Raw genomic sequence first — 19,159 nt, forward strand, 5'->3', positions numbered from 1 at the left:
TTCGGCGGTTTTTTTATGGCTTACTCTGGGGCTTCCTCGAGAGGGGGTGGAGGGAAGCCGCCCAGCTCTTTCCACCGGTTCACAATCCCGCAGAACAGATCGGCGGTTTTCTCCGCATCATAGGCCGCCGAGTGCGCTTCCTTGTTGCTGAAAGGAATACCTGCAATCTTGCAGGCTTGCGCCAGAACGGTGTGGCCGTACGCAAGGCCGGCCAGGGTTGCGGTATCGAAGGTGGAAAATGGATGAAAGGGATTTCGTTTGATGTCCGCACGCATCGCGGCGGCAAACACGAAGTTGTGATCAAAGGTGGCATTGTGGCCCACCAATACCGCCCGCTTGCAGTCGTGGGATTTGACCGCCTTGCGGATCGGACTGAAGATCTCGCTCAATCCTTCCCGTTCGGGCACGGCTTCCCGCTCCGGATCCCAGGGGTCGATGCCGGTGAAGTCCAGGGCCGACTGCTCCAGGTTGGCGCCTTCAAACGGGTCAATCTGTTGCACGTGGGTTTCTCCACGCACCAGCCAGCCATCCTCGTCCATGGTGAGCAGCACAGCGGCAATTTCCAGTAATGCATCACGCTCCGGGTTGAAGCCAGCCGTTTCCACGTCCACCACGACGGGCAGAAAGCCGCGAAAGCGTCGGGATAATGGGTGCGGTTCTTGGGGTTGGTCGGTCACTCGTGCTCCGGTAGTCGGCTGTATGTTGGGTTTCAGTCTGGTTGTTACGCCAGTTGCCAGTTGATGGTTTCACCGGCTTTGAGCGGCACAATCGTCCCGTCCGCCAGTGGCAGTTCCTCGGGCATGGTCCAGGGCTCCCGGATCAGTGTCACGGTATCCCGGTTTCTGGGCAGCCCGTAGAAATCTGCGCCGTTGAAGCTGGCGAAGGCCTCAAGCTTGTCGAGGATGCCCAGCTCTTCGAAGATGTCGGCGTACAATCCGATGGCACCGTAGGCCGAATAGCACCCGGCGCAACCACATGCGGCTTCCTTGCGGTCTTTGGCGTGGGGCGCTGAATCGGTCCCCAGGAAAAATCGACGGTCGCCACTGGCAACGGCAGCCCGTAGCGCCTCCTGATGCCGATTGCGTTTGAGAATCGGAAGGCAGTAGAGGTGGGGGCGAATGCCGCCCACCAGCATGTGGTTGCGGTTGTACATCAGGTGTTGGGGCGTCAGGGTGGCCCCGAGGTTGTCGCCCTGGTGGTTCTGGACAAACTCGGCGGAATCGGCGGTCGTGATATGTTCAAGTACGACTTTTAGTCCCGGAAACGCCTCAAGTGTTGGTGCCAGTACCCGTTCCAGGAACACCTTCTCCCGATCAAAGATGTCGATTTCGGGATCGGTTACCTCGCCATGCACCAACAGCAGCATGCCGCAATCGGTCATCGCCTGCAGGACCGGATAGATTTTCCGGATATCGGTGACCCCGGATGCCGAGTTGGTGGTGGCGCCGGCGGGATAGAGCTTTGCGGCGATCACACCGGCTGACTTCGCTTCACGGATGGTGTCTGGTGTTGTCGCTTCCGTCAGGTAGAGTGTCATCAACGGCTCAAACGTTGAAGTCCCGGCGGCCGCGAGGATCCGTTCGCGATAGGCCATGGCATCCGCCGCGGTGGTGACCGGTGGTACCAGATTCGGCATGATGATGGCCCGCGCAAAACAGGACGCGGTGGCCGGCACAACGTTCTTCAGGACGTCGCCATCCCGCACATGGAGGTGCCAGTCATCCGGGTGGGTTATGGTCAGTTGATCTGTCATGGACGGATTCCGGAAGGCAATAAAATTTGGCGGATTATACCAGAAGCCGGGCCGCCTTGTTTTCCTGCCTGACGATTAAAGCATTCCGGAGGCCTGCCGATAACCGGAAATAGTAACCGACGAAGAACCCTTTTTCTGGTAACGATACGATGGCGCTACGGCTTCGAAAAACAGTCCCGGGCATGGTTGCGGCTTTTGCGATCTCGGCAGTGGCTCCCGCCAGTCATGGCGCCAGCTTCGGAGCGGGCGTGGAAACCAGTCAGTGGTACCTGTCGGAATCCGTCTTTCAGTGTTCGTTGGTGCACGATGTACCCGGCTATGGTCGGGCGGTGTTTCGCCGTCGTGCGGGGGAATCCCTCTCGTTTTTCCTTGAGACAGACTCGGCACTGATGAAGCCTGGCCGGGGGCATCTGGTTGTCGAGGCACCTGCCTGGCGCCCCGGCGTCGCTCCGAAGCCGCTCGGCAGTATCAATATCTCCGACGGCAATCGTCCGGTGGCACTGGATACCCGGAAAGCCCTCATGGTGGCCCGGGGACTGCTGGATGGCATGCAGCCGACCATTATCCGCGACGCCTGGTATGACGGGAACCCGGTGCGGGTTCAGGTTTCCAACATCAACTTCGCCGGTCCGTTCGAGCAGTACCGGGCCTGTACAGCCAATCTTCTGCCGGTCAATTTCGATCAGATTCAGCGCTCGAAAATCCGCTTCAGCAGCGGCAGCAAATCCCTGTCCAAATCCGAGATGAAGTTGCTCGATAACATCGCGACGTTTGTCCGCGCAGATTCCACCATCGAGCATATTTTCGTGGATGGGCACACCGATCGCCGGGGCAGTCGTATCGACAATCGCGCGCTTTCTGAGGATCGTGCCAATGTGGTGGCGGACTACCTGAAATTCCGGGGCGTGCCGGAGGATCTCATCATCGTCCGGGCTCATGGCGACCGTTATCCGATTTCCAATCGCCCGTCCGAGAACCGTCGCACCACCATCCGCCTTCAGCGGAAGGGCGAGCGGCCGGTTTTCCAGCAGGCCAGCGGCTATGGCGGGGATGATAACGCCGGCTAGGCGGAGCTAGTAAACCGAGTTCAGCACCTCCAGATGAGCGGTCACGCTCTCAGCCAGAGCCCGGAGGTGGTAGCCCCCTTCCAGCGTTGAAATGATCCGGTCGTTGGAATAGTCGTTAGCGACGCTGGTAATCATTTCCGTCAGCCATCTGTAATCTTCCGTTTCCAGATTGAGTTCGGCCATCGGGTCCAGCCTGTGCCCATCAAAGCCGGCGGACACCAGGATCACCTGGGGCCGGAAATCCTGAAGTTTCTTCAACCAGCCATCTTCCACCGCCTTTCGGTACTCCGCCGGCGAGCAGTCGGCCGGAATCGGCACGTTTACGATGTTGTGGGCCTGCCGGTGAACGTGGGAATGGGGATAGAAGGGGTGCTGGAAACTTGAGCACATCAGGATGCGTTCATCCCCGCCGACGATGTCCACCGTGCCATTACCCTGGTGAACGTCGAAATCGATGATGGCCACCCGCTCAAGATGGTGGAAGTTCAGTGCTCGCATTGCTGCGAGGGCAATGTTGTTGAAGAAGCAGAAACCCATGGACTTGGAACGCTCAGCATGATGCCCGGGCGGCCTCGCACAGACAAAGGCGTTGGTCACCTGACTGCTCATTACCATGTCAACAGCCTGGATATTTGCGCCAGCTGCGAGACGGGCAGCCCGGAGTGTGTCCGGCATCATGGCGGTATCCGGATCGGTGAACACCCGGCCCCGGGTCGGCTCCATCATCTCCAGTTGCTGGATATATTTTTCCGGATGCACGCTGAGCAGCTGGTCCCGAGTGGCTTCTTCCGGACGCACCCAGTCCAGATCCTGTTCAAGGTGGGTGTCCGCGAGGTAGGCCAGAATCGACGACAGTCGCTCGGGGCATTCCGGATGGTCAGCGCCCATGTTGTGCTTCATGAAGTCATCGTGGGAAAAGAATGCCGTCGTCATACGTCTCTGCAGGTCCTGATTTTGTCTGTCTTTTCATCAATGGTATCAGGGAAGACCGCAGTACGCCGTGTTTCTTTGGTCTTATAGAAGGGATGGCCGTTTTACATCAATACAGGAATGCCTAAGATAGGGTATACATCGATAAGTAACCTGTTCTATTGACGTTATCATGCGCTTCATCCCGACCTGGGACGTTCCGAGGAGACCATTTTGAGCACCCGTTACCTGGAAAGCCTGTTCAATCCTGACTCGATTGTCGTGATCGGTGCTTCCGAGCGTGCCGATAATCTGGGGGGCATGGTCCTGCGGAATCTGATGGGGGGCGGTTATCCCACTGACCGGCTGCTGGTCGTGAACCAGAGTGGTTACGATAACGTTCATGGTGTGCGCTGTGTTGCGAAAGTCGGCAAGATGGACTTCACACCCGACCTCGCGATCATCTGTACCCCGCCGGACACCGTGCCCAAGATGGTCCGCAAGCTTGGCGAGGCAGGGGTAAGAACGGCCATTGTGATGACCGGCGGTATGTCCAGGACTCACAGTAAAACCGGTCAGCCGTTGATGTACTCCGTGCGGGAAGCCGCTCGGGAAACCAGTATCCGGGTCCTCGGTCCGAACACCATTGGTCTGATGGTGCCCGCAAGGAATCTCAACGCCACCTATGCGCACATGGGGGCCATTCCGGGGCGCGTGGCCTTCGTTGGTCAGAGTGGCACGATTGCCAGTTCCGTACTGGATTGGGCATTCGCCCGGGGCGTCGGCTTCTCCTACTTCCTGACGCTGGGGGACGGAATGGATATCGATCATGATGATCTGATCGATTACCTGGCGCAGGACACCCAGACCCGGGCCATTCTGCTGCACATCGAAAATATCCCCAATGCGCGACGATTCATGTCTGCGGTCCGGGTGGCATCGCGTACCAAACCTGTCATCGCCGTGAAGTCCGGCCGGGTTCCGGAGTCCGAGTGGTTCCATCACGAGCTGCCGGCCGGCCTCAAACGCAGCGACCCGATCTACGATGCCATGCTGCAGCGGGCCGGTGTACTCCGGGTGGATGGCCTGGGCCAGATGTTCGATGCCCTGGAAACCCTGACAAGAATGCGGCCGCTGCGGCGGGAAACCCTCGCGATCATGGCTAACGGGGTTGGCCCCGGCGTTCTGGCAGTGGATCGGTTGGCGGATCTCGGCGGTGAGCTGGCCCGGCTGTCCGACCATTCCGTCGAAGCATTGGCGGAATTACTGCCGCCGTACTGGACCCGAAAGAATCCCATCGACCTGAACTATGATGCATCCCCGGAACTTTACGCCAAGGCCATCAAGGTTCTGGCAAAAGACCCGGAGGTGGCCAACGTGTTGGTCATGTACGCTCCGAGTCTGACCGAGGACAGCCTGCAAATTGCGGATGCCGTGGTTCAGGCTTCCAAGGGAACCCGTCTTAATGTGTTCACCTGCTGGCTGGGGCAGAGCACCGTGATGGATTCCCGCGAGGAATTCTATCGGGCCGGGATCCCCTCGTTTTTTAATCCGGAGAAGGCGGTGATGGCCTTTATGCAGCATGTCCGGCACCAACGGGTCCAGAGGCTGCTGACAGAAACGCCGGAGTCCTTTACCGAACATTTTGCCGACCGGAGCCAGATTCGGCGGCTGGTGGTGAATGCCTTGCGCAGCGGGCGAATGCACCTGTCCAACCGGGAAGCACGGCGTGTTGTCAGCGATTATGGCATCAACACCATCGATACCATCTACTGCGAAGACATGGAGGAGGTCCTGGAGGCGTTTGCGGTAGAGCGCCGTCCGGTGGATATCACGATTATTCATGAGCAGGTGTGTCACCCGTTTCTGGATCTCAGCCCGACACAGCGTCGCTACAAGGGCACCATGAAGAAGCTCAACAGTGAAACGGCCATCATGGATGCCTGCCGCTATCTCATGGAGGAGTACAAGGAGCATTTTCCGGAGAGCGGATTCGTCGGCTTTGCCGTGCAGCGCTCGTATCAGCACGTGGGCGGGGTGGAATTCAGCGTGGGTATTACCCGGGACCGGGATTTTGGTCCGCTTGTGGTGTGCGGTGCTTCCGGGGCACAGATCAACGTAATGACCGATCGCCAGATTGCATTGCCGCCTCTGAACATGGTGCTGGCCCGGGAGCTGTTACGCCGGACCTATATGTACAAGCTGCTGATGGAGCACAGCCTCAAACCGGAAGAAGACATACGGGCGGTATCGGAAACCCTGGTGACCCTGTCGCAGATCGTGATTGATATTCCGGAGATCAAAGGACTGGAGATATCCCCCTTACTGTTCAACGAGAACGGTGCTGTGGCCGTGAATGTGGCGATCAACCTGGACGAAAAGCCGAACCGGCCGATCATCCAGCCCTATCCGAAAGAGCTGGAGGAGTGGATTGTACTGCCCAGATCCGGACGCCGGGTGGTCATTCGGCCGGTGCTGGCGGAGGATGAACCGGCCCACCGGGCCTTCCATGAACACCAGTCTCCGGAGTCGATTCGCTATCGCTTTTTCCAGTATCGCAAGCATTTCTCGCGGGAAGATGTGGCCCAGATGGTGCAGATCGACTACGACCGTGAGATGGTCTTTATCGCCAATGCGCCCAGGGAAGACGGTGAAGGCGAAGAGACCCTCGGGACCGTTCGGACCTGGACCGATGCCGATAATCTGCGTTGCGAGTTCGCCGTGATGGTCGACGACAAAATGAAAGGCGAGGGGCTGGGCGTTGCGCTGATGCAGAAGATGATCGACTACTGCCGTGCCCGCGGAACCATGGAAATGGTTGGTAATGTGCTTCCGGACAATCGACCGATGCTGCAGCTGGCCGAACATCTGGGCTTCGAGATCAAGTACAACACCGAGGAAGAAGTCATGGATCTCCGACTCGTCTTGAACGAGCCGGAGAAAGACTGGCAGAAGGAGCGGCTCGGACAGGCCGGCGGCGCCCACCTTTAACGGATGTTCGCTCCTAATCCTCGACGATCGCCGAGCGATCCTCGCCGCCGAGGGCTTCCAGCAGGCCCGGTATCATGCGGGACAGTTCCAGTGTCATCAGGCTGAACGCGGCGTCGAAGCGCGCGACCGCGTCATCAGCATCGACGTCATCGAGCTGCTCCTGCAAAGTCTCTCCGAATTTCAGCCGGCGGATGCCCAGTTCTTCATCGAGTACCAGGGAAACATTGTCGTCCCAGGTAAGCGAGAGCTTGGTGACCTGCATCCCTGCTTCGAGATGGTTGCGGATTTCGTCGGCCTTCAGGTCCAGCCCTTTGCAGCGAACAACGCCGCCGTCCTCGGAGGGGTCCTTCAGCTCGCACTCGCTGCCAAGAGTGATGTGTTCGGGCAGATCGATGGTCTCATTGAGCCAACCGGTGAAGGTAAAGGCCGGAGACTGCTCCACGACGGGAGGGCGCACCGGCAGTGAGCCGACGCTTTTACGCAGGGTGGAGGCCAGGTCTTCCGCCTGTTTGGCCGACCCGGCATCGACGACCAGTACACCGTCCTGCGGTGCGAGATACGCGTAGCAGCGACGGTTCCGGGAGAAGGCCTGAGGCAGCATCTCCAGCATGACCTGCTCCTTGATTTCGTCCTTTTCCTTTCGGCGGACTTTACGGCCCTGTTCGATCTCAATGGCTTCTGCGCGCTCTTCCACCGCTTCCTTGACGACGGGCCCGGGGAGGATCTTTTCTTCCTTGCGAAGGGCAATCAGGTGGTAGCCATTGGCGCTGTGCACCAGTTGCTCCCCATGCTTGCCAAGCGGCGCAACCCAGCCCTGGCGAGTGGTTTCCTGGGGACCACAGGGTTTGAAAGCCTCGGCTTGCAGTTTCTCTTCCAGGTCTTCGGCAGAAATATCGAACGGCTTGGTAAAACGGAATACACGGGCGTTACGAAACCACATCGGGCGGAATCCTTGCTGTTGAATCGAGTCGGGAATACGAAAAGGGGAGGGGATGATACGGCCACCGGACGGTGGCCGTAAAGTGACGGGACAGACGCTATATCTGGAGGACCTCAACCAGAACGGTCTTCACCAGAAAGCCGACCACGCCGGCCCCCAGGACAATGAACAGGGCAATGGTGCCGAACCGGCCCGCCTGGGATTTTTTGGCCAGATCCCACACGATAAAGCCCATCCAGCCAATCAGGGCGGTGAGCAGGACAAGCATGGCAATCTGGGAAAATACAGCTTCGTTCATCGATAACTCCGTGGATAAGCGCCTTTACTGTTCGTCACGCAGGAAGACCCAGTTGTCTCCGTTGGACTGATCTTCGCTGAAATAGTACCCATCCAGGTCAAACCCCTTGAGATCGTCAGCCTGGGTGATGCGGTTTTGTATGGCATACCGGCACATCAGGCCCCGGGCTTTCTTGGCGTAAAAACTGATCATCTTGTATTGACCGTTCTTCCAGTCCTTGAACTGCGGCGTAATCAGCCGGCCTTCCAGGTCCTTCTTGCGGATGCTCTTGAAATACTCGTTGGAGGCCAGGTTCACCAGTACGCCATCGTCGTTGGCCAGGAGACGGTTGATCTCGTCGGTGATCCGGCTGCCCCAGAATGCATAAAGGTCCTTGCCGCGATGATTTTCAAAGCGGGTTCCCATTTCGAGACGGTACGGCTGCATCAGGTCGAGTGGTTTCAATACCCCGTAGAGGCCCGACAGCATACGGAGGTGTTCCTGAGCAAACTGGAAGTCGTCTTCACTGAAGCTTTCGGCAGCCAGGCCGGTGTAGACATCGCCCTTGAACGCCAGGATAGCCTGACGGGCATTTTCCGGGGTAAACGGCGTGTGCCAGGTGCGGAAACGATCGGCATTGAGCTGTCCCAGCTTGTCGCTGATGCTCATCAGGTTACTGATCTGATGCGGTTCCAGCGCCTTCAGTTGGTCAACCAGTTCGCAGGCGTCGTCCAGAAACTCTGGCTGGGTGTATGTTTGCGTCGCCAGCGGACTCTCATAGTCCAGCGTCTTGGCCGGGGAGATCACCATTAACATGTCAGGAAGTCCTCATTGCAAAAACGTCAGTAACTGATCCCGGGTAAACGGCCAGTCCAGCTCAGCCCCGGTATCGTTGCGGCGCAGGACCGGGATGCGTGTGCCATAACGTTTGACCAGGTCCTCCGACTGGGCGATGTCCACAACGTCCACCGGCACGGGTTCCGGCATCGGGGTATTGACCAGCAAGGCCTCCGCCAGTTCACACAAATGGCACTGGGACGTGGTGTAGAAATACAGTTCCATTATTTTTTCGGCTGTGCGTCCAGTTGTTGGCCGTTAACGTCACGGCTGTCACGCCCCATCAGATACAGGTAAACGGGCATCAGTTCCTCTGGTGCGGGGTTCTGCTGTGGATTCTCCGCGGGATAGGCCATGGACCGCATCTGGGTACGCGTTGCGCCGGGGTTCAGGCTGTTGACCCGGATATTGTGCCGCTCGTCGTCAAGTTCTTCCGACATCAGCTGGCTCAAGCCCTCAATGGCAAATTTTGAGACCGCATAAGCGCCCCAGTAGGCTTTGGCCTTGCGGCCGACGCCAGAGGACGTGAATACCACGGAGGCATCCCCCGATTGGCGCAAAAGGGGGATCATGGCCCGGCTCAGCAGAAAGGGCGCTGTGGCGTTAACATGCATGACCTTGTTCCACGTTTCCGGATCATACAGTTCGACCGGACTCCGGTTGCCGAGAATCGCCGCGTTGTGAAGCAAACCGTCGAGTCGCCCGAAGTTGTCTTCGATGGTCATGGCCAGCTCTTCGTAGTCCTTGACGGCCGCACCCTCGAAATTCATGGGGACGATGGCAGGCTTCGGATGGCCGGCGGCCTCGATCTCATCATAGACTTCTTCCAGCCGCGATACGGTACGACCCACCAGAATGACGGTGGCTCCGTGTGCGGCATAGGCCCTGGCGGCGGCACGTCCGATTCCGCTGCCGGCACCCGTTACCATGATAATGCGATCCTTGAGCAGATCGGCGGGCGCTTGGTAATCGTGCATACACGTGTCTCCGTTTCGCGTCAGCGCCTGGCCGTCAGGCCGGCGAGATTTCATCAGGTTCGCATTGTAACAGCTTTGCCAGATCGCTGACCGTATCGGCGATCTGGTCGGCTTGCCAGAGATCCACGGTCTCGGGTTCCTCGATGTAGCCATAGCGGACCGCAACCGTTTTCATCCCCGCGTTGCGGCCTGCCTGAATGTCCCGTTCGTGATCACCCACATAAACTGTGCCGGCTGGATCACGGCCGATCCGGGAACAGGCGAGCAGCAGGGCCTCGGGGTGGGGTTTCCGTTGCGCAACGTGATCCGGGCAGATGACGACCGCGCATCGGTCTGCCAGGCCCAGAGCTTTGACCAGTGGCGCAGCGAATCGCACCGGCTTGTTGGTGACGATGCCCCAGGGGATGTTCCGGACTTCCAGACTACGTAGCAACACATCCATGCCGTCAAAAAGCCGGGTTTCAACGGCGACGCCGGCTTCGTACAGATCCAGGAAGGCGGTGTGCTTCTCGGTGTAGTCCGGATCATCAGGGCTCAGCCCGAAACCGACACGGATCATGGCGCGGGCCCCGTTTGAGACCGAGCGTCGGATCTGTTCTGCGGGGAGGGCAGAAAGACCGTGCTGGGCACGCAACTGATTCAGGCACCGGATAAAGTCCGGCGCGGTGTCAATCAGGGTGCCGTCCAGATCAAAAAGAACGGCGGAAAGGCTCTGCTCAGGCATCACGGGTGTCGCGGGCATGCATCAGGTAGTTTACGTCGACATCCCGTCCCAGTTTGTAGCTCTTGGTGATCGGGTTGTACGTCATTCCGCTAAGTTCCCGCACGTCCAGGCCTGCCTGTCGGAGAAAATCCGACATCTCCGAGGGTCGGATGAACTTTTTCCATTCGTGGGTGCCTTTGGGGAGCATGTTCAAGACATACTCTGCGCCTACAATAGCGAACAGGAACGATTTCGGGTTCCGGTTGATGGTCGAGACAAACAGGTGCCCACCGGGCTTCAGCATGGCAGCACAAGACTTGAGCACAGAAGCCGGGTCGGGTACATGCTCGAGCATTTCAAGGCAGGTCACCACGTCGTATTGGCCGGCTTGCTCAGGATCCCGGGCAAGTTCTTCCACGGTGATCTGCCGGTAGTCCACAGAAATCCCGCTCTCGAGGCCGTGCAGCCTGGCAACTGACAGGGGCGCCTCGCCCATATCGATTCCGGTCACGTGAGCACCGCGCTGGGCCATGCCCTCGGAGAGCAGACCTCCACCGCAACCCACATCCAGAACTTTCTTGCCCGCCAGAGACACGCGCTCATCGATGTAGTTGAGCCGCAAAGGGTTAATGTCGTGCAGCGGCTTGAATTCGCTGGAGGGATCCCACCAGCGATTCGCCAGTGCTTCGAATTTGGCGATTTCGTTCCGGTCTACGTTCTGATTGGTCATGGTTGGCCCTGTCTGGCACTGTCGAAAATCGGTTAACGGGTTTCGGACTGGCGGATTCGCTCCCGCCACCCATTGACCCGAAGCGTGAGGTCCGCAACGTCGATGCGGGTGAGCTTGCCATCCTGCAGTTGAGGTACGCCGTGAATCCAGCTATGGCTTACCGCACGGCCATGATTGCTGTAGACCAGGTGCGAGGCCGGATCATACACCGGTTGCAGAAAGGGGTCGCTCAGATCAATGGCAATGAGATCGGCAAGCTTGCCCGGGACAAGGGAACCCAGATCATGCTCCCGGCCCAGGGCGCGGGCGCCATTGATCGTCGCCATGGCAAGCGCCTGATGTGCCGACAGCGCCGCGGCATCCTGCGCGGTGACCTTGGCGATCATGGCGGCACTGCGCAGCTCACCGAACAGATCGAGATCATTGTTGCTGGCCGCACCGTCGGTGCCGATTGCCACGTTGACGCCTTGATCGATGAGTCGCTGCACTGGGCAGAGCCCGCTGGCGAGCTTCAGGTTGGACTCCGGGCAATGCACAACGTGCCCACCAGATGTCGCCACCCGGTCGATGTCTGAGTCATCGAGCTGGGTCATGTGGACGCACTGGGTGTTGGGCCCGAGCAACCCGATTTCGTCAATCCGCTGAGTCGGGCGTTTTTCGCTGGTCTTCACCGCCTCGTCTACCTCGAACGCGGTTTCGTGCAGATGCATCTGGATGCGTGCGCCGGTTTCGCGGGATAGCGCCAGTGCGGTCGCCAGGGGGCCGTCAGAGACGGTGTAGGGCGCGTGGGGACCGATAGCCGGCATAATGAATTCGTCGGTTTCCCAGGTTTCGATCAGATCAGCGCCTTTACGGAAGTACTCTTCCGGCCCGGAACCCCAGGCCGTTGGAAAGTCGAGCAACGGGAAGCATACCTGTGCTCGCATGCCGGCATCATGGGCCGCCTGGGAAACGATTTCGGGAAAGAAATACATGTCCGAAAAGGTGGTAGTGCCGGTGCGCAACATTTCCGCCATGGCCAGTTGGGTACCATCGGCGATGAACTGCTCACTGATGAACTTCTGTTCGGCGGGCCAGATATGATCATTCAGCCAGGTCATCAATGGCAGGTCATCCGCCAGACCGCGGAACAGCGACATGGCGGCGTGTCCGTGCATGTTGATCAGCCCGGGCATAACCACGTGATCGGGTAAGTCCACCGCTTCACGGGCGTGGAATTCATGATTGGCCTGGTCCTGGGGAATGACCGCCAGAATCCGGGAGCCGCGAATAATAATGGCGTGATTTTCCAGAACCGTATCGGCCGGTTCAATGGGAATCACCCATCGGGCATTGATGCGGATATCGGCTGCGGTGGTGATGGTATCTGCCGTCATTCGTTCGCCTTGAAATGCGCCGGCGAATTGCCCGCGCGTGCGGATGAATTGTTGCCCGAGAGTATAACCAGCGCGTGCAGCAAGGACTACCCTGGACCTTGTGATAAGGGCTTAACGGAACCACTGTTAGTGAGAGAAAGGAATTCCGGGCGTATCTTTTTCCGGGGCCGGTATACTGTCCGGCCCTGAAAGCATCCAAAGGAGGCGTGTAATGGCAAATCAGAGTGGTCAGAGTGAGCGGAAGCTTGGGACAGTTGCGTTGCGCTGGCATGGCCATAGCCTCGAGTTGCTGGATCAGAGGCTGTTACCAACTGAAGAGCACTGGATAACGGCGGAGGGTGCTACTGCCGTGGCGCAGTGTATTCGTGACATGGTGGTGCGTGGGGCCCCGGCGATCGGGATCAGTGCCGCCTATGGTGTCGCGCTGGCAGCCCGTCACGCTGGCGGGGGTGACTGGAAGGCTGAGATTCTCCAGGCCATACGCGTCCTCGCGGAATCGCGACCAACCGCTGTCAATCTCTTCTGGGCGCTCCAACGCATGGAGCGTGTGTTCCATGAGTGCCATTCTCTGGAGGAGGCGACCAAGCGGCTCGCCGCCGAGGCGGAACACATCCACGAGGAGGATGTCGACGCCAATCTCGCCATGGCGGATCACGCTCTGGAACTGATCAATCCTGAGAGTGCCATTTCGGTCCTGACCCACTGCAATACCGGTGCACTGGCAACAGGTGGTTATGGCACGGCCCTGGGCGTCATTCGGCGTTTGCATGAGCGGGGACGTTTGAAGGAGGTGTTCGCGGATGAAACCCGTCCCTGGCTTCAGGGCAGTCGCCTGACGGCCTGGGAACTGTCCCGGGATGGTATTCCTGTCACATTGAATGCCGACGGGGCGGCCGCAGCTATCCTGGCCCGAGGCGAGGTCAGCTGGATTGTCGTAGGCGCTGATCGGATTACCGCAAACGGAGACGTGGCGAACAAGATCGGAACCTACAACCTGGCGGTCCTCGCCCGACACCACAAGGTAGGCTTCATGGTTGTGGCTCCGTCAAGCACCATTGACATGTCGCTGTCGTCCGGTAAGGACATTCCTATTGAGGAGCGCAATGGCAATGAGGTGAGAGAGATTCGGGGTATTCCGTTGGCACCGGACGGCGTCAAGGTCTTCAATCCGGTGTTCGATGTCACGCCGGCCAGCCTGATAGATGCAATCGTGACGGAAAAGGGCGTTGTCAAAAATCCCAATATTACCGGGATGCAGGCGTTATTCGGTTGAGGAATCCTTCCCGGATTCCTCCAGTTGGCGTTTCATTTCACTGACCTGGCGCTCCTGCTCCTCCACAAAGTGGAGAGACATCTCAAAGCTTTGGCGCGTGAATTCCAGCACCCTGCGAAAACCTTCATCGGTCAGGTTTCGCGCGTCGTCGTGGCGACGGAAGATGTTGATGAACTCCCGTTCCCGCTCGAACTGCAGTGGTAACCGGCCAACGCCCCAGTCGTTCAGCAGTTTCCAGACTTCCGGATTGTAGTTCCGGGTGGTTCGAAGAATGAAGGGAATAGGGTCGTTGCGCGCGATCAGCGCCGCCAGACGCAGGATCAGTTCAAAAGACAGGGTGGCGGTGCCGTTTTCGATGGCTTCCAGTACCGACTTGTCGCGAAGGTTGAGAGCCTCGCTCATTTCGGTCAGGGTCAGGCCTGCGACTTCACGGATGTCCTTCAGTGACTGCCCGGCAATCAGCATGGCCCTGAGCTGGTCCTGGGAGTGAATCAATGCCCGTCCGAACCGGAGTGAGGTGTCGGTGGCCCTGGCACCCAGTCTGAGTGCCGAGCCTGTGAGCTGAAACAGCCGGTCGACCAGGCCTTCCTGTTCCCTGGCGCTGCCGGCTGCCGGGGCCATCGCATCCACCGCGTCCATGGATTTCATGGCATGCAGGGCATCCAGCAGCATGTTCCGGATCTCCCGGGCTTCTTCGGGGTTCTCCGGGTTGCCCCCGCTGTCGGCCGTCACGCGAATGCTCCGGGTCTATTTGGCCGGAGCCTGGGCTGCAAACTGGTGAGGCGTAATGATGGACGCCATGTTTTTGTCCAGATCCAGCATATCGGCCATGATGTATCCGCCTTCCTTGATGACAAAGTCCATTTCCTCGTCAGTTTTATCCAGATCTGCGGCCTGAGCGTCCTGCCATTTTTCCAGTGCTTCAAGGCTCTCGAACGGCTTTTCACCGTGAAGCTCGCGACGGGCATTGGCAATCGTCAGGCGGGTTCGTTCGATCTGATTGTATTGGGAGCGTCGCTTGTCTTCGTTCAGGCTGACGGAGTCCTGTTCACGCTGCTTGTTCAGGAAGTCGATTTCCCGCTGAAGCAGTTTGAAGTCCGGGCTTTTGGCAAACCGCTGATCGTGGCGCTTACGCAATTCACCAATCACGTTACTGAAATCGAAGTACCGGGTGTGGGGGACGGCTTCAATCTGATCCCAGGGCAGGGCATGGTCCAGTGCGTCCTCACCAATCCGGTTCTTGTCGATGCGCGAGGGAATCTCGATGTCCGGAATAACGCCCTTGTGCTGGGTGGAACCGCCGGAAATTCGATAGAACTTGGACTGGGTGATCTTGAGTTGCCCGTGATTGAGGGGGCGAACTGCCTGCACCGTTCCCTTGCCGAACGTCTGTGAGCCAACGACCAGACCGCGGCCATAATCCTGGATGGCGCCAGCGAAAATCTCCGAGGCGGACGCGCTCATCCGGTTCACCAGAACCACCATCGGGCCGTCATAGGCGACCGACGGATCTTCGTCCTTCATGACCTGAACTTCGTTGTTGGAATGCCGGATCTGAACGGTCGGGCCCTGCTCGATAAACAGTCCGACCAGGTCGTTGGCTTCCTGGAGTGCGCCGCCGCCGTTGTTGCGGAGGTCAATAACGAGTCCGTCGATACCGTCGTTCTGCTCCAGTTCCCCGATCAGTTTGCGGACATCACGGGTGGTGCTCTTGTAGTTCGGATCACCGGCCTGCATCGCCTGGAAGTCGGCGTAGAAAGTGGGAATGGTAATCACCCCGACGGTGTAGTCCTTGCCGTCCCGCTTGAGATGGATGACGTCCTTGCTGGCGCTTTGCTCTTCAAGCTTGACCTGGTCCCGCTTGATGGCAATGGTCTTGGTAACTGTTTCGTCAGAGGCATTGGCCGGGATGACCTCCAGTTTCACCACAGAATCCCGTGGGCCACGAATCAGGTCGACCACCTCGTCGAGGCGCCAGCCGATCACATTGACGGGTTTCTCATCGCCCTGGCCAACAGCCACGATCCGATCAGCCGGTTGCAACTGGCCCTGTTTGGACGCCGGGCCTCCGGGGACGAGACGAACCACTTTGGTGTATTCGTTGTCGGACTGGAGCACGGCGCCAATCCCTTCCAGGGACAGGCTCATGTTGATGTTGAAGTTTTCGGAAACGCGCGGTGAGAAGTAGGAGGTATGGGGATCCCACATGCCGGTGAAGGCATTCATATAGGCCTGGAACGCGTCTTCACTCCGGGCCTGGTACGCCCGCTTGAGCTGGCCCTCGTAGCGGCGCTTGAGGTTGTCGGCAATGGTGTCGTCGTCAGTACCGTTCAGGCGCTGGGCCAGGACGGCATTCTTGATGCGTTTGATCCAGAGTTCGTCCAGTGCGGCGGTATCCGGTTCCCAGTCTGCTTTTGAGCGGTCCAGGAGAATCGACTCATCCTTGGAAAAATCGAGCTTGTCGATGCCCTGGTCAATGACGTTCAGGGCAAATTTGAGCCGCCCGATGATCCTTTCCTGCACAAGGTTGTAGATGTCAAAGCCAGGTTGCAGTTGTCCCGTTTTGAGGGCCGAGCCGAGTTGTGGCCTGACGTTGTCAAACTTGCTGATGTCCTGTTTGGTGAGGTAGATCCTCTGGCCATCCAGGTAATCCAGATAGGCGTTAAACACTTCATCAGAGAGCTGATTGTTGATACTGAGATCGCGGAAGTGGGTGAACTGCAGCTGCCGTGCAATCAGGATGTTGGCGCGTGCCTGTTCAATGGTCGGCGCCACCGGCTTATAGACCTGGTTGGCCTCGTCGAGCTTTGCTTGCGCGCCAAATGCTGTTGAAAGCAGCAGGGTAACAGTCAGAGTCCGAAAGAGTTTCTTGCCGGTACCGGAGAGGGCCTGGCGACGGGGAAAAACGTTTTCCGCGATGGTCATAAAATACTTACCTGACGGTGCGGGGCAGGGAATCCGGTATGTCGTCCGGACGCTCACCCATGAACGATGAATTTATTGTAGGCAAGCGCCAGATCGGTTGCCATAGGCAGGGAGTATCGGTTCGTGACAATCTGTCCATGAACTGGTCAGGTTTGTCACATTTTGGTCAATCGGTGATCGGTTGGATGGCACCCGGGGAGCGCCGAACTCCCCGGGTGTTGGAGCTTCAGGCGAACGGTTTGTTGGATTCGGCGTGTTCGAGCAACAGATCGGGCGGGGTGAACCGTTCCCCGTACTGAGCCGCCAGTTCGCGGGCCCGCTCGGTAAACGATCGAACGCCATACTGGTTGATGAACTGGATGGCTCCCCCCGTCCAGGGGGCGTATCCGATGCCAAAAATACTGCCGACGTTGGCGTCCTCAACGGTTCTCAGAACACCTTCTTCGAGGCAGCGAACGGTCTCGATCGCCTGTATGAACAGGATCCGGTCTTTAAGGTCCTGCAATGCGATTGACCGGGCTTTGTCCGAATCGACAAAGCGGCGTTCGAGCTCCGGCCAGAGGTATTTCCGACCTTTTTCCGGATACTCGTAGAATCCGGCGCCGGTGGCTTTGCCCTTGCGCCCGAATTCATCAACCATGGTGTCGATGATGGCCTCGGCAGGGTGGGCATTCCAGGTGCCTCCGGCAGCCTCTGTGTCCCGCTTGCTTTGATCCCGGATGTGTTGCATGAGGGTCATGCTCACTTCATCGGAAATAGCCAGCGGTCCGACGGGCATCCCCGACAGCAGCCCGGCATTCTCGATGCTGGCTGGGTGAATACCCTCGCCGAGCATGGCGATGCCTTCATTGACAAAGGTACCGAAGACACGGGACGTGAAGAATCCGCGACTGTCGTTGACCACGATCGGGATCTTGCCAATCTGCTGAACGTAGTCGAAAGCGCGGGCCAGGGTTTCATCAGAGGTTTTTGCCCCGACGATGATCTCCACGAGCTGCATCTTGTCTACCGGTGAGAAGAAGTGCAGCCCAATGAAGTTCTCCGGTTTTCCGGATGCTTCTGCCAACTGGGTGATCGGGATGGTGGAGGTGTTGGAGGCAAAGATGCCATTGGTGACCATCCGGGGTTCCGCCTCCTGGGTGACCTTGCCCTTCAGGCTGCTGTCTTCGAAGACCGCTTCAATGATCAGGTCGCAACCTTCCAGGTCATCGGCGGACTCGGTGGGTGTGATTCGCTCCAGGATGTCCGTTTTCCGGGCTTCGGTCATGCGTCCACGGCTGACTTTTTTCGCCAGCAGATTCTCGGAATAGGCCTTGCCTTTTTCCGCGTTCTCCGCAGACACGTCCTTGAGTACGACATCGACGTCACGAACGGCCGTTGCATAGGCAATACCGGCCCCCATCATTCCTGCACCAAGAACGCCGACTTTCCTGAACGTTTCCCGGGGGAACGTGTCCGGGCGACTGCCGCCGGCCTTGATGGCGTTGAGCTGGAACCAGAAGGTTCCGGTCATGTTCTTGGCCACCTGACCGGTCACCAACTCGGCAAAATACCGTGTTTCGATCAGGCTTCCGTTATCGAAGTCCACCTGGGCGCCCTCAACGGCGGCCGAGAGGATACGTTCCGGTGCCGGATAGCAGCCTCTGGTTTTCTGCTTGAGCATGGCTGGCGCAATCGCCAGTTTCTGGGCCATGGCTGGATGATGAGGGGCACCACCGGGGAACTTGAAGCCTTTCTGGTCCCAGGGCTGTTGGCTCTTGGGATGCGCATCGATGAACGCTCTGGCCTTTTCCAGCATGTCCTCTGGCGAGCTGGCCAGTGCATCTACAATCCCGGCCTTGAGTGCGGCGGCCGGATTGGCTTTCTTGCCTTCCATGAGGTATGGAAACGCTGCTTCCAGGCCAATCATTCGTGGTAAGCGTTGGGTGCCGCCTCCACCGGGCAGGAGCCCGAGGGTTACTTCAGGCAGGCCAAGCTGGATCCGCTCGTCATCAAGGACTATCCGGTGATGGCAGGCCAGGGCGATTTCCAGTCCCCCTCCGAGAGCGCTGCCGTTGATGGCGGCGACCAATGGTTTGCCGGTGGTTTCAAGAAAACGCATGTCGGCCTTGAGGCCATTGACCATTGCCTCGAATTGACCGGCCTGATCCGCGGTGACTCCATGCAGTTCCTTGAGGTCGCCTCCTGCAAAGAACGTCTTTTTGGCAGACGTCACGATGATGCCCCGGATGCTGTCGAGATCCGCTTTAACCCGTTTTACGGTTTCCGAGAGGCCTTGCCGGAAATCCGCGTTCATGGTGTTGGCCGATTGTCCCGGCATGTCGATGGTGAGGGTCAGGATCTGATCTGTCCCCAGTTCGTAATTGATGGCGCTCATGATTGGTTCTCCTGTTCGCAATCG

The 19,159-nt window shown here is 58.5% G+C and carries 17 protein-coding genes; 3 read left to right on the forward strand and 14 right to left on the reverse strand.

Annotated elements, in window-relative coordinates; genetic code table 11:
• Positions 1 to 20: 20 nt before the first annotated feature.
• A complete protein-coding gene (gene rnt / locus MSNKSG1_RS03675; RefSeq protein WP_008937897.1) occupies positions 21 to 677 on the reverse strand; it encodes a ribonuclease T in 657 nt (218 codons plus the stop codon).
• A 44-nt stretch (positions 678 to 721) separates the two neighbouring features.
• Entirely contained in the window at positions 722 to 1,753 is a 1,032-nt protein-coding gene (gene pyrC, locus MSNKSG1_RS03680) for a dihydroorotase (RefSeq protein ID WP_008937898.1), read from the reverse strand.
• Between the two features lie 182 nt (positions 1,754 to 1,935).
• Between pyrC and MSNKSG1_RS03685 the strand changes: the two genes are divergently transcribed.
• Positions 1,936 to 2,820 carry a flagellar protein MotY gene (locus tag MSNKSG1_RS03685; RefSeq protein WP_008937899.1) on the forward strand — a complete coding sequence of 295 codons (885 nt, stop codon included), beginning with the start codon at positions 1,936 to 1,938 and terminating at the stop codon, positions 2,818 to 2,820.
• Positions 2,821 to 2,826: 6 nt separating this feature from the next.
• Here MSNKSG1_RS03685 and MSNKSG1_RS03690 read toward each other — a convergent pair whose 3' ends face one another.
• The gene (locus tag MSNKSG1_RS03690) at positions 2,827 to 3,753 is read right to left on the reverse strand and encodes a histone deacetylase family protein (protein ID WP_008937900.1); all 927 of its coding nucleotides are present in this window, start codon (positions 3,751 to 3,753) and stop codon (positions 2,827 to 2,829) included.
• A gap of 210 nt (positions 3,754 to 3,963) precedes the next feature.
• Here MSNKSG1_RS03690 and MSNKSG1_RS03695 point away from each other — a divergent pair, with 210 nt between their 5' ends.
• Positions 3,964 to 6,720, forward strand: coding sequence for a bifunctional acetate--CoA ligase family protein/GNAT family N-acetyltransferase (locus MSNKSG1_RS03695; protein ID WP_008937901.1), 2,757 nt, complete (start codon positions 3,964 to 3,966; stop codon positions 6,718 to 6,720).
• Between the two features lie 13 nt (positions 6,721 to 6,733).
• On the opposite strand, the gene rdgC is transcribed toward MSNKSG1_RS03695, so the two are convergent.
• The 8 genes from rdgC to MSNKSG1_RS03735 all read right to left on the reverse strand — a co-directional run bounded on the left by rdgC (position 6,734) and on the right by MSNKSG1_RS03735 (position 12,560).
• Positions 6,734 to 7,660 carry a recombination-associated protein RdgC gene (gene rdgC, locus MSNKSG1_RS03700; RefSeq protein ID WP_008937902.1) on the reverse strand — a complete coding sequence of 309 codons (927 nt, stop codon included), beginning with the start codon at positions 7,658 to 7,660 and terminating at the stop codon, positions 6,734 to 6,736.
• 97 nt (positions 7,661 to 7,757) lie between these two features.
• Positions 7,758 to 7,958, reverse strand: coding sequence for a DUF2788 domain-containing protein (locus MSNKSG1_RS03705; protein WP_008937903.1), 201 nt, complete (start codon positions 7,956 to 7,958; stop codon positions 7,758 to 7,760).
• Positions 7,959 to 7,982: 24 nt separating this feature from the next.
• The gene (yaaA, locus tag MSNKSG1_RS03710) at positions 7,983 to 8,753 is read right to left on the reverse strand and encodes a peroxide stress protein YaaA (protein WP_008937904.1); all 771 of its coding nucleotides are present in this window, start codon (positions 8,751 to 8,753) and stop codon (positions 7,983 to 7,985) included.
• A gap of 12 nt (positions 8,754 to 8,765) precedes the next feature.
• On the reverse strand, positions 8,766 to 8,999 hold the full coding sequence (locus MSNKSG1_RS03715) for a glutaredoxin family protein (protein WP_008937905.1): 234 nt from the start codon (positions 8,997 to 8,999) through the stop codon (positions 8,766 to 8,768).
• Entirely contained in the window at positions 8,999 to 9,751 is a 753-nt protein-coding gene (locus MSNKSG1_RS03720) for a YciK family oxidoreductase (RefSeq protein WP_008937906.1), read from the reverse strand. Before MSNKSG1_RS03720 ends, MSNKSG1_RS03715 begins: the two co-directional genes overlap by 1 nt.
• 34 nt (positions 9,752 to 9,785) lie before the next feature.
• Entirely contained in the window at positions 9,786 to 10,475 is a 690-nt protein-coding gene (gph, locus tag MSNKSG1_RS03725; protein WP_008937907.1) for a phosphoglycolate phosphatase, read from the reverse strand.
• Entirely contained in the window at positions 10,468 to 11,184 is a 717-nt protein-coding gene (gene ubiG / locus MSNKSG1_RS03730; protein ID WP_008937908.1) for a bifunctional 2-polyprenyl-6-hydroxyphenol methylase/3-demethylubiquinol 3-O-methyltransferase UbiG, read from the reverse strand. Before ubiG ends, gph begins: the two co-directional genes overlap by 8 nt.
• 32 nt (positions 11,185 to 11,216) lie before the next feature.
• Complete coding sequence (locus MSNKSG1_RS03735) at positions 11,217 to 12,560, reverse strand: TRZ/ATZ family hydrolase (RefSeq protein ID WP_008937909.1); 1,344 nt, start codon at positions 12,558 to 12,560, stop codon at positions 11,217 to 11,219.
• 211 nt (positions 12,561 to 12,771) lie between these two features.
• Here MSNKSG1_RS03735 and mtnA point away from each other — a divergent pair, with 211 nt between their 5' ends.
• A complete protein-coding gene (gene mtnA / locus MSNKSG1_RS03740; protein WP_008937910.1) occupies positions 12,772 to 13,833 on the forward strand; it encodes an S-methyl-5-thioribose-1-phosphate isomerase in 1,062 nt (353 codons plus the stop codon).
• Here the strand turns inward: mtnA and MSNKSG1_RS03745 are convergent.
• From MSNKSG1_RS03745 to MSNKSG1_RS03755, 3 genes are all read right to left on the reverse strand, one after another.
• Positions 13,822 to 14,565 carry a helix-turn-helix domain-containing protein gene (locus MSNKSG1_RS03745; protein WP_008937911.1) on the reverse strand — a complete coding sequence of 248 codons (744 nt, stop codon included), beginning with the start codon at positions 14,563 to 14,565 and terminating at the stop codon, positions 13,822 to 13,824. The two genes, mtnA and MSNKSG1_RS03745, sit on opposite strands and share 12 nt — an antisense overlap.
• A 15-nt stretch (positions 14,566 to 14,580) precedes the next feature.
• On the reverse strand, positions 14,581 to 16,758 hold the full coding sequence (locus MSNKSG1_RS03750; protein ID WP_008937912.1) for a carboxy terminal-processing peptidase: 2,178 nt from the start codon (positions 16,756 to 16,758) through the stop codon (positions 14,581 to 14,583).
• A gap of 226 nt (positions 16,759 to 16,984) precedes the next feature.
• Positions 16,985 to 19,135 (reverse strand): 3-hydroxyacyl-CoA dehydrogenase NAD-binding domain-containing protein, encoded by a 2,151-nt coding sequence (locus MSNKSG1_RS03755; protein ID WP_008937913.1) that lies wholly within the window; start codon positions 19,133 to 19,135, stop codon positions 16,985 to 16,987.
• Positions 19,136 to 19,159 lie beyond the last annotated feature (24 nt).

The organism is Marinobacter santoriniensis NKSG1, assembly GCF_000347775.1.
Lineage (GTDB): Bacteria > Pseudomonadota > Gammaproteobacteria > Pseudomonadales > Oleiphilaceae > Marinobacter > Marinobacter santoriniensis.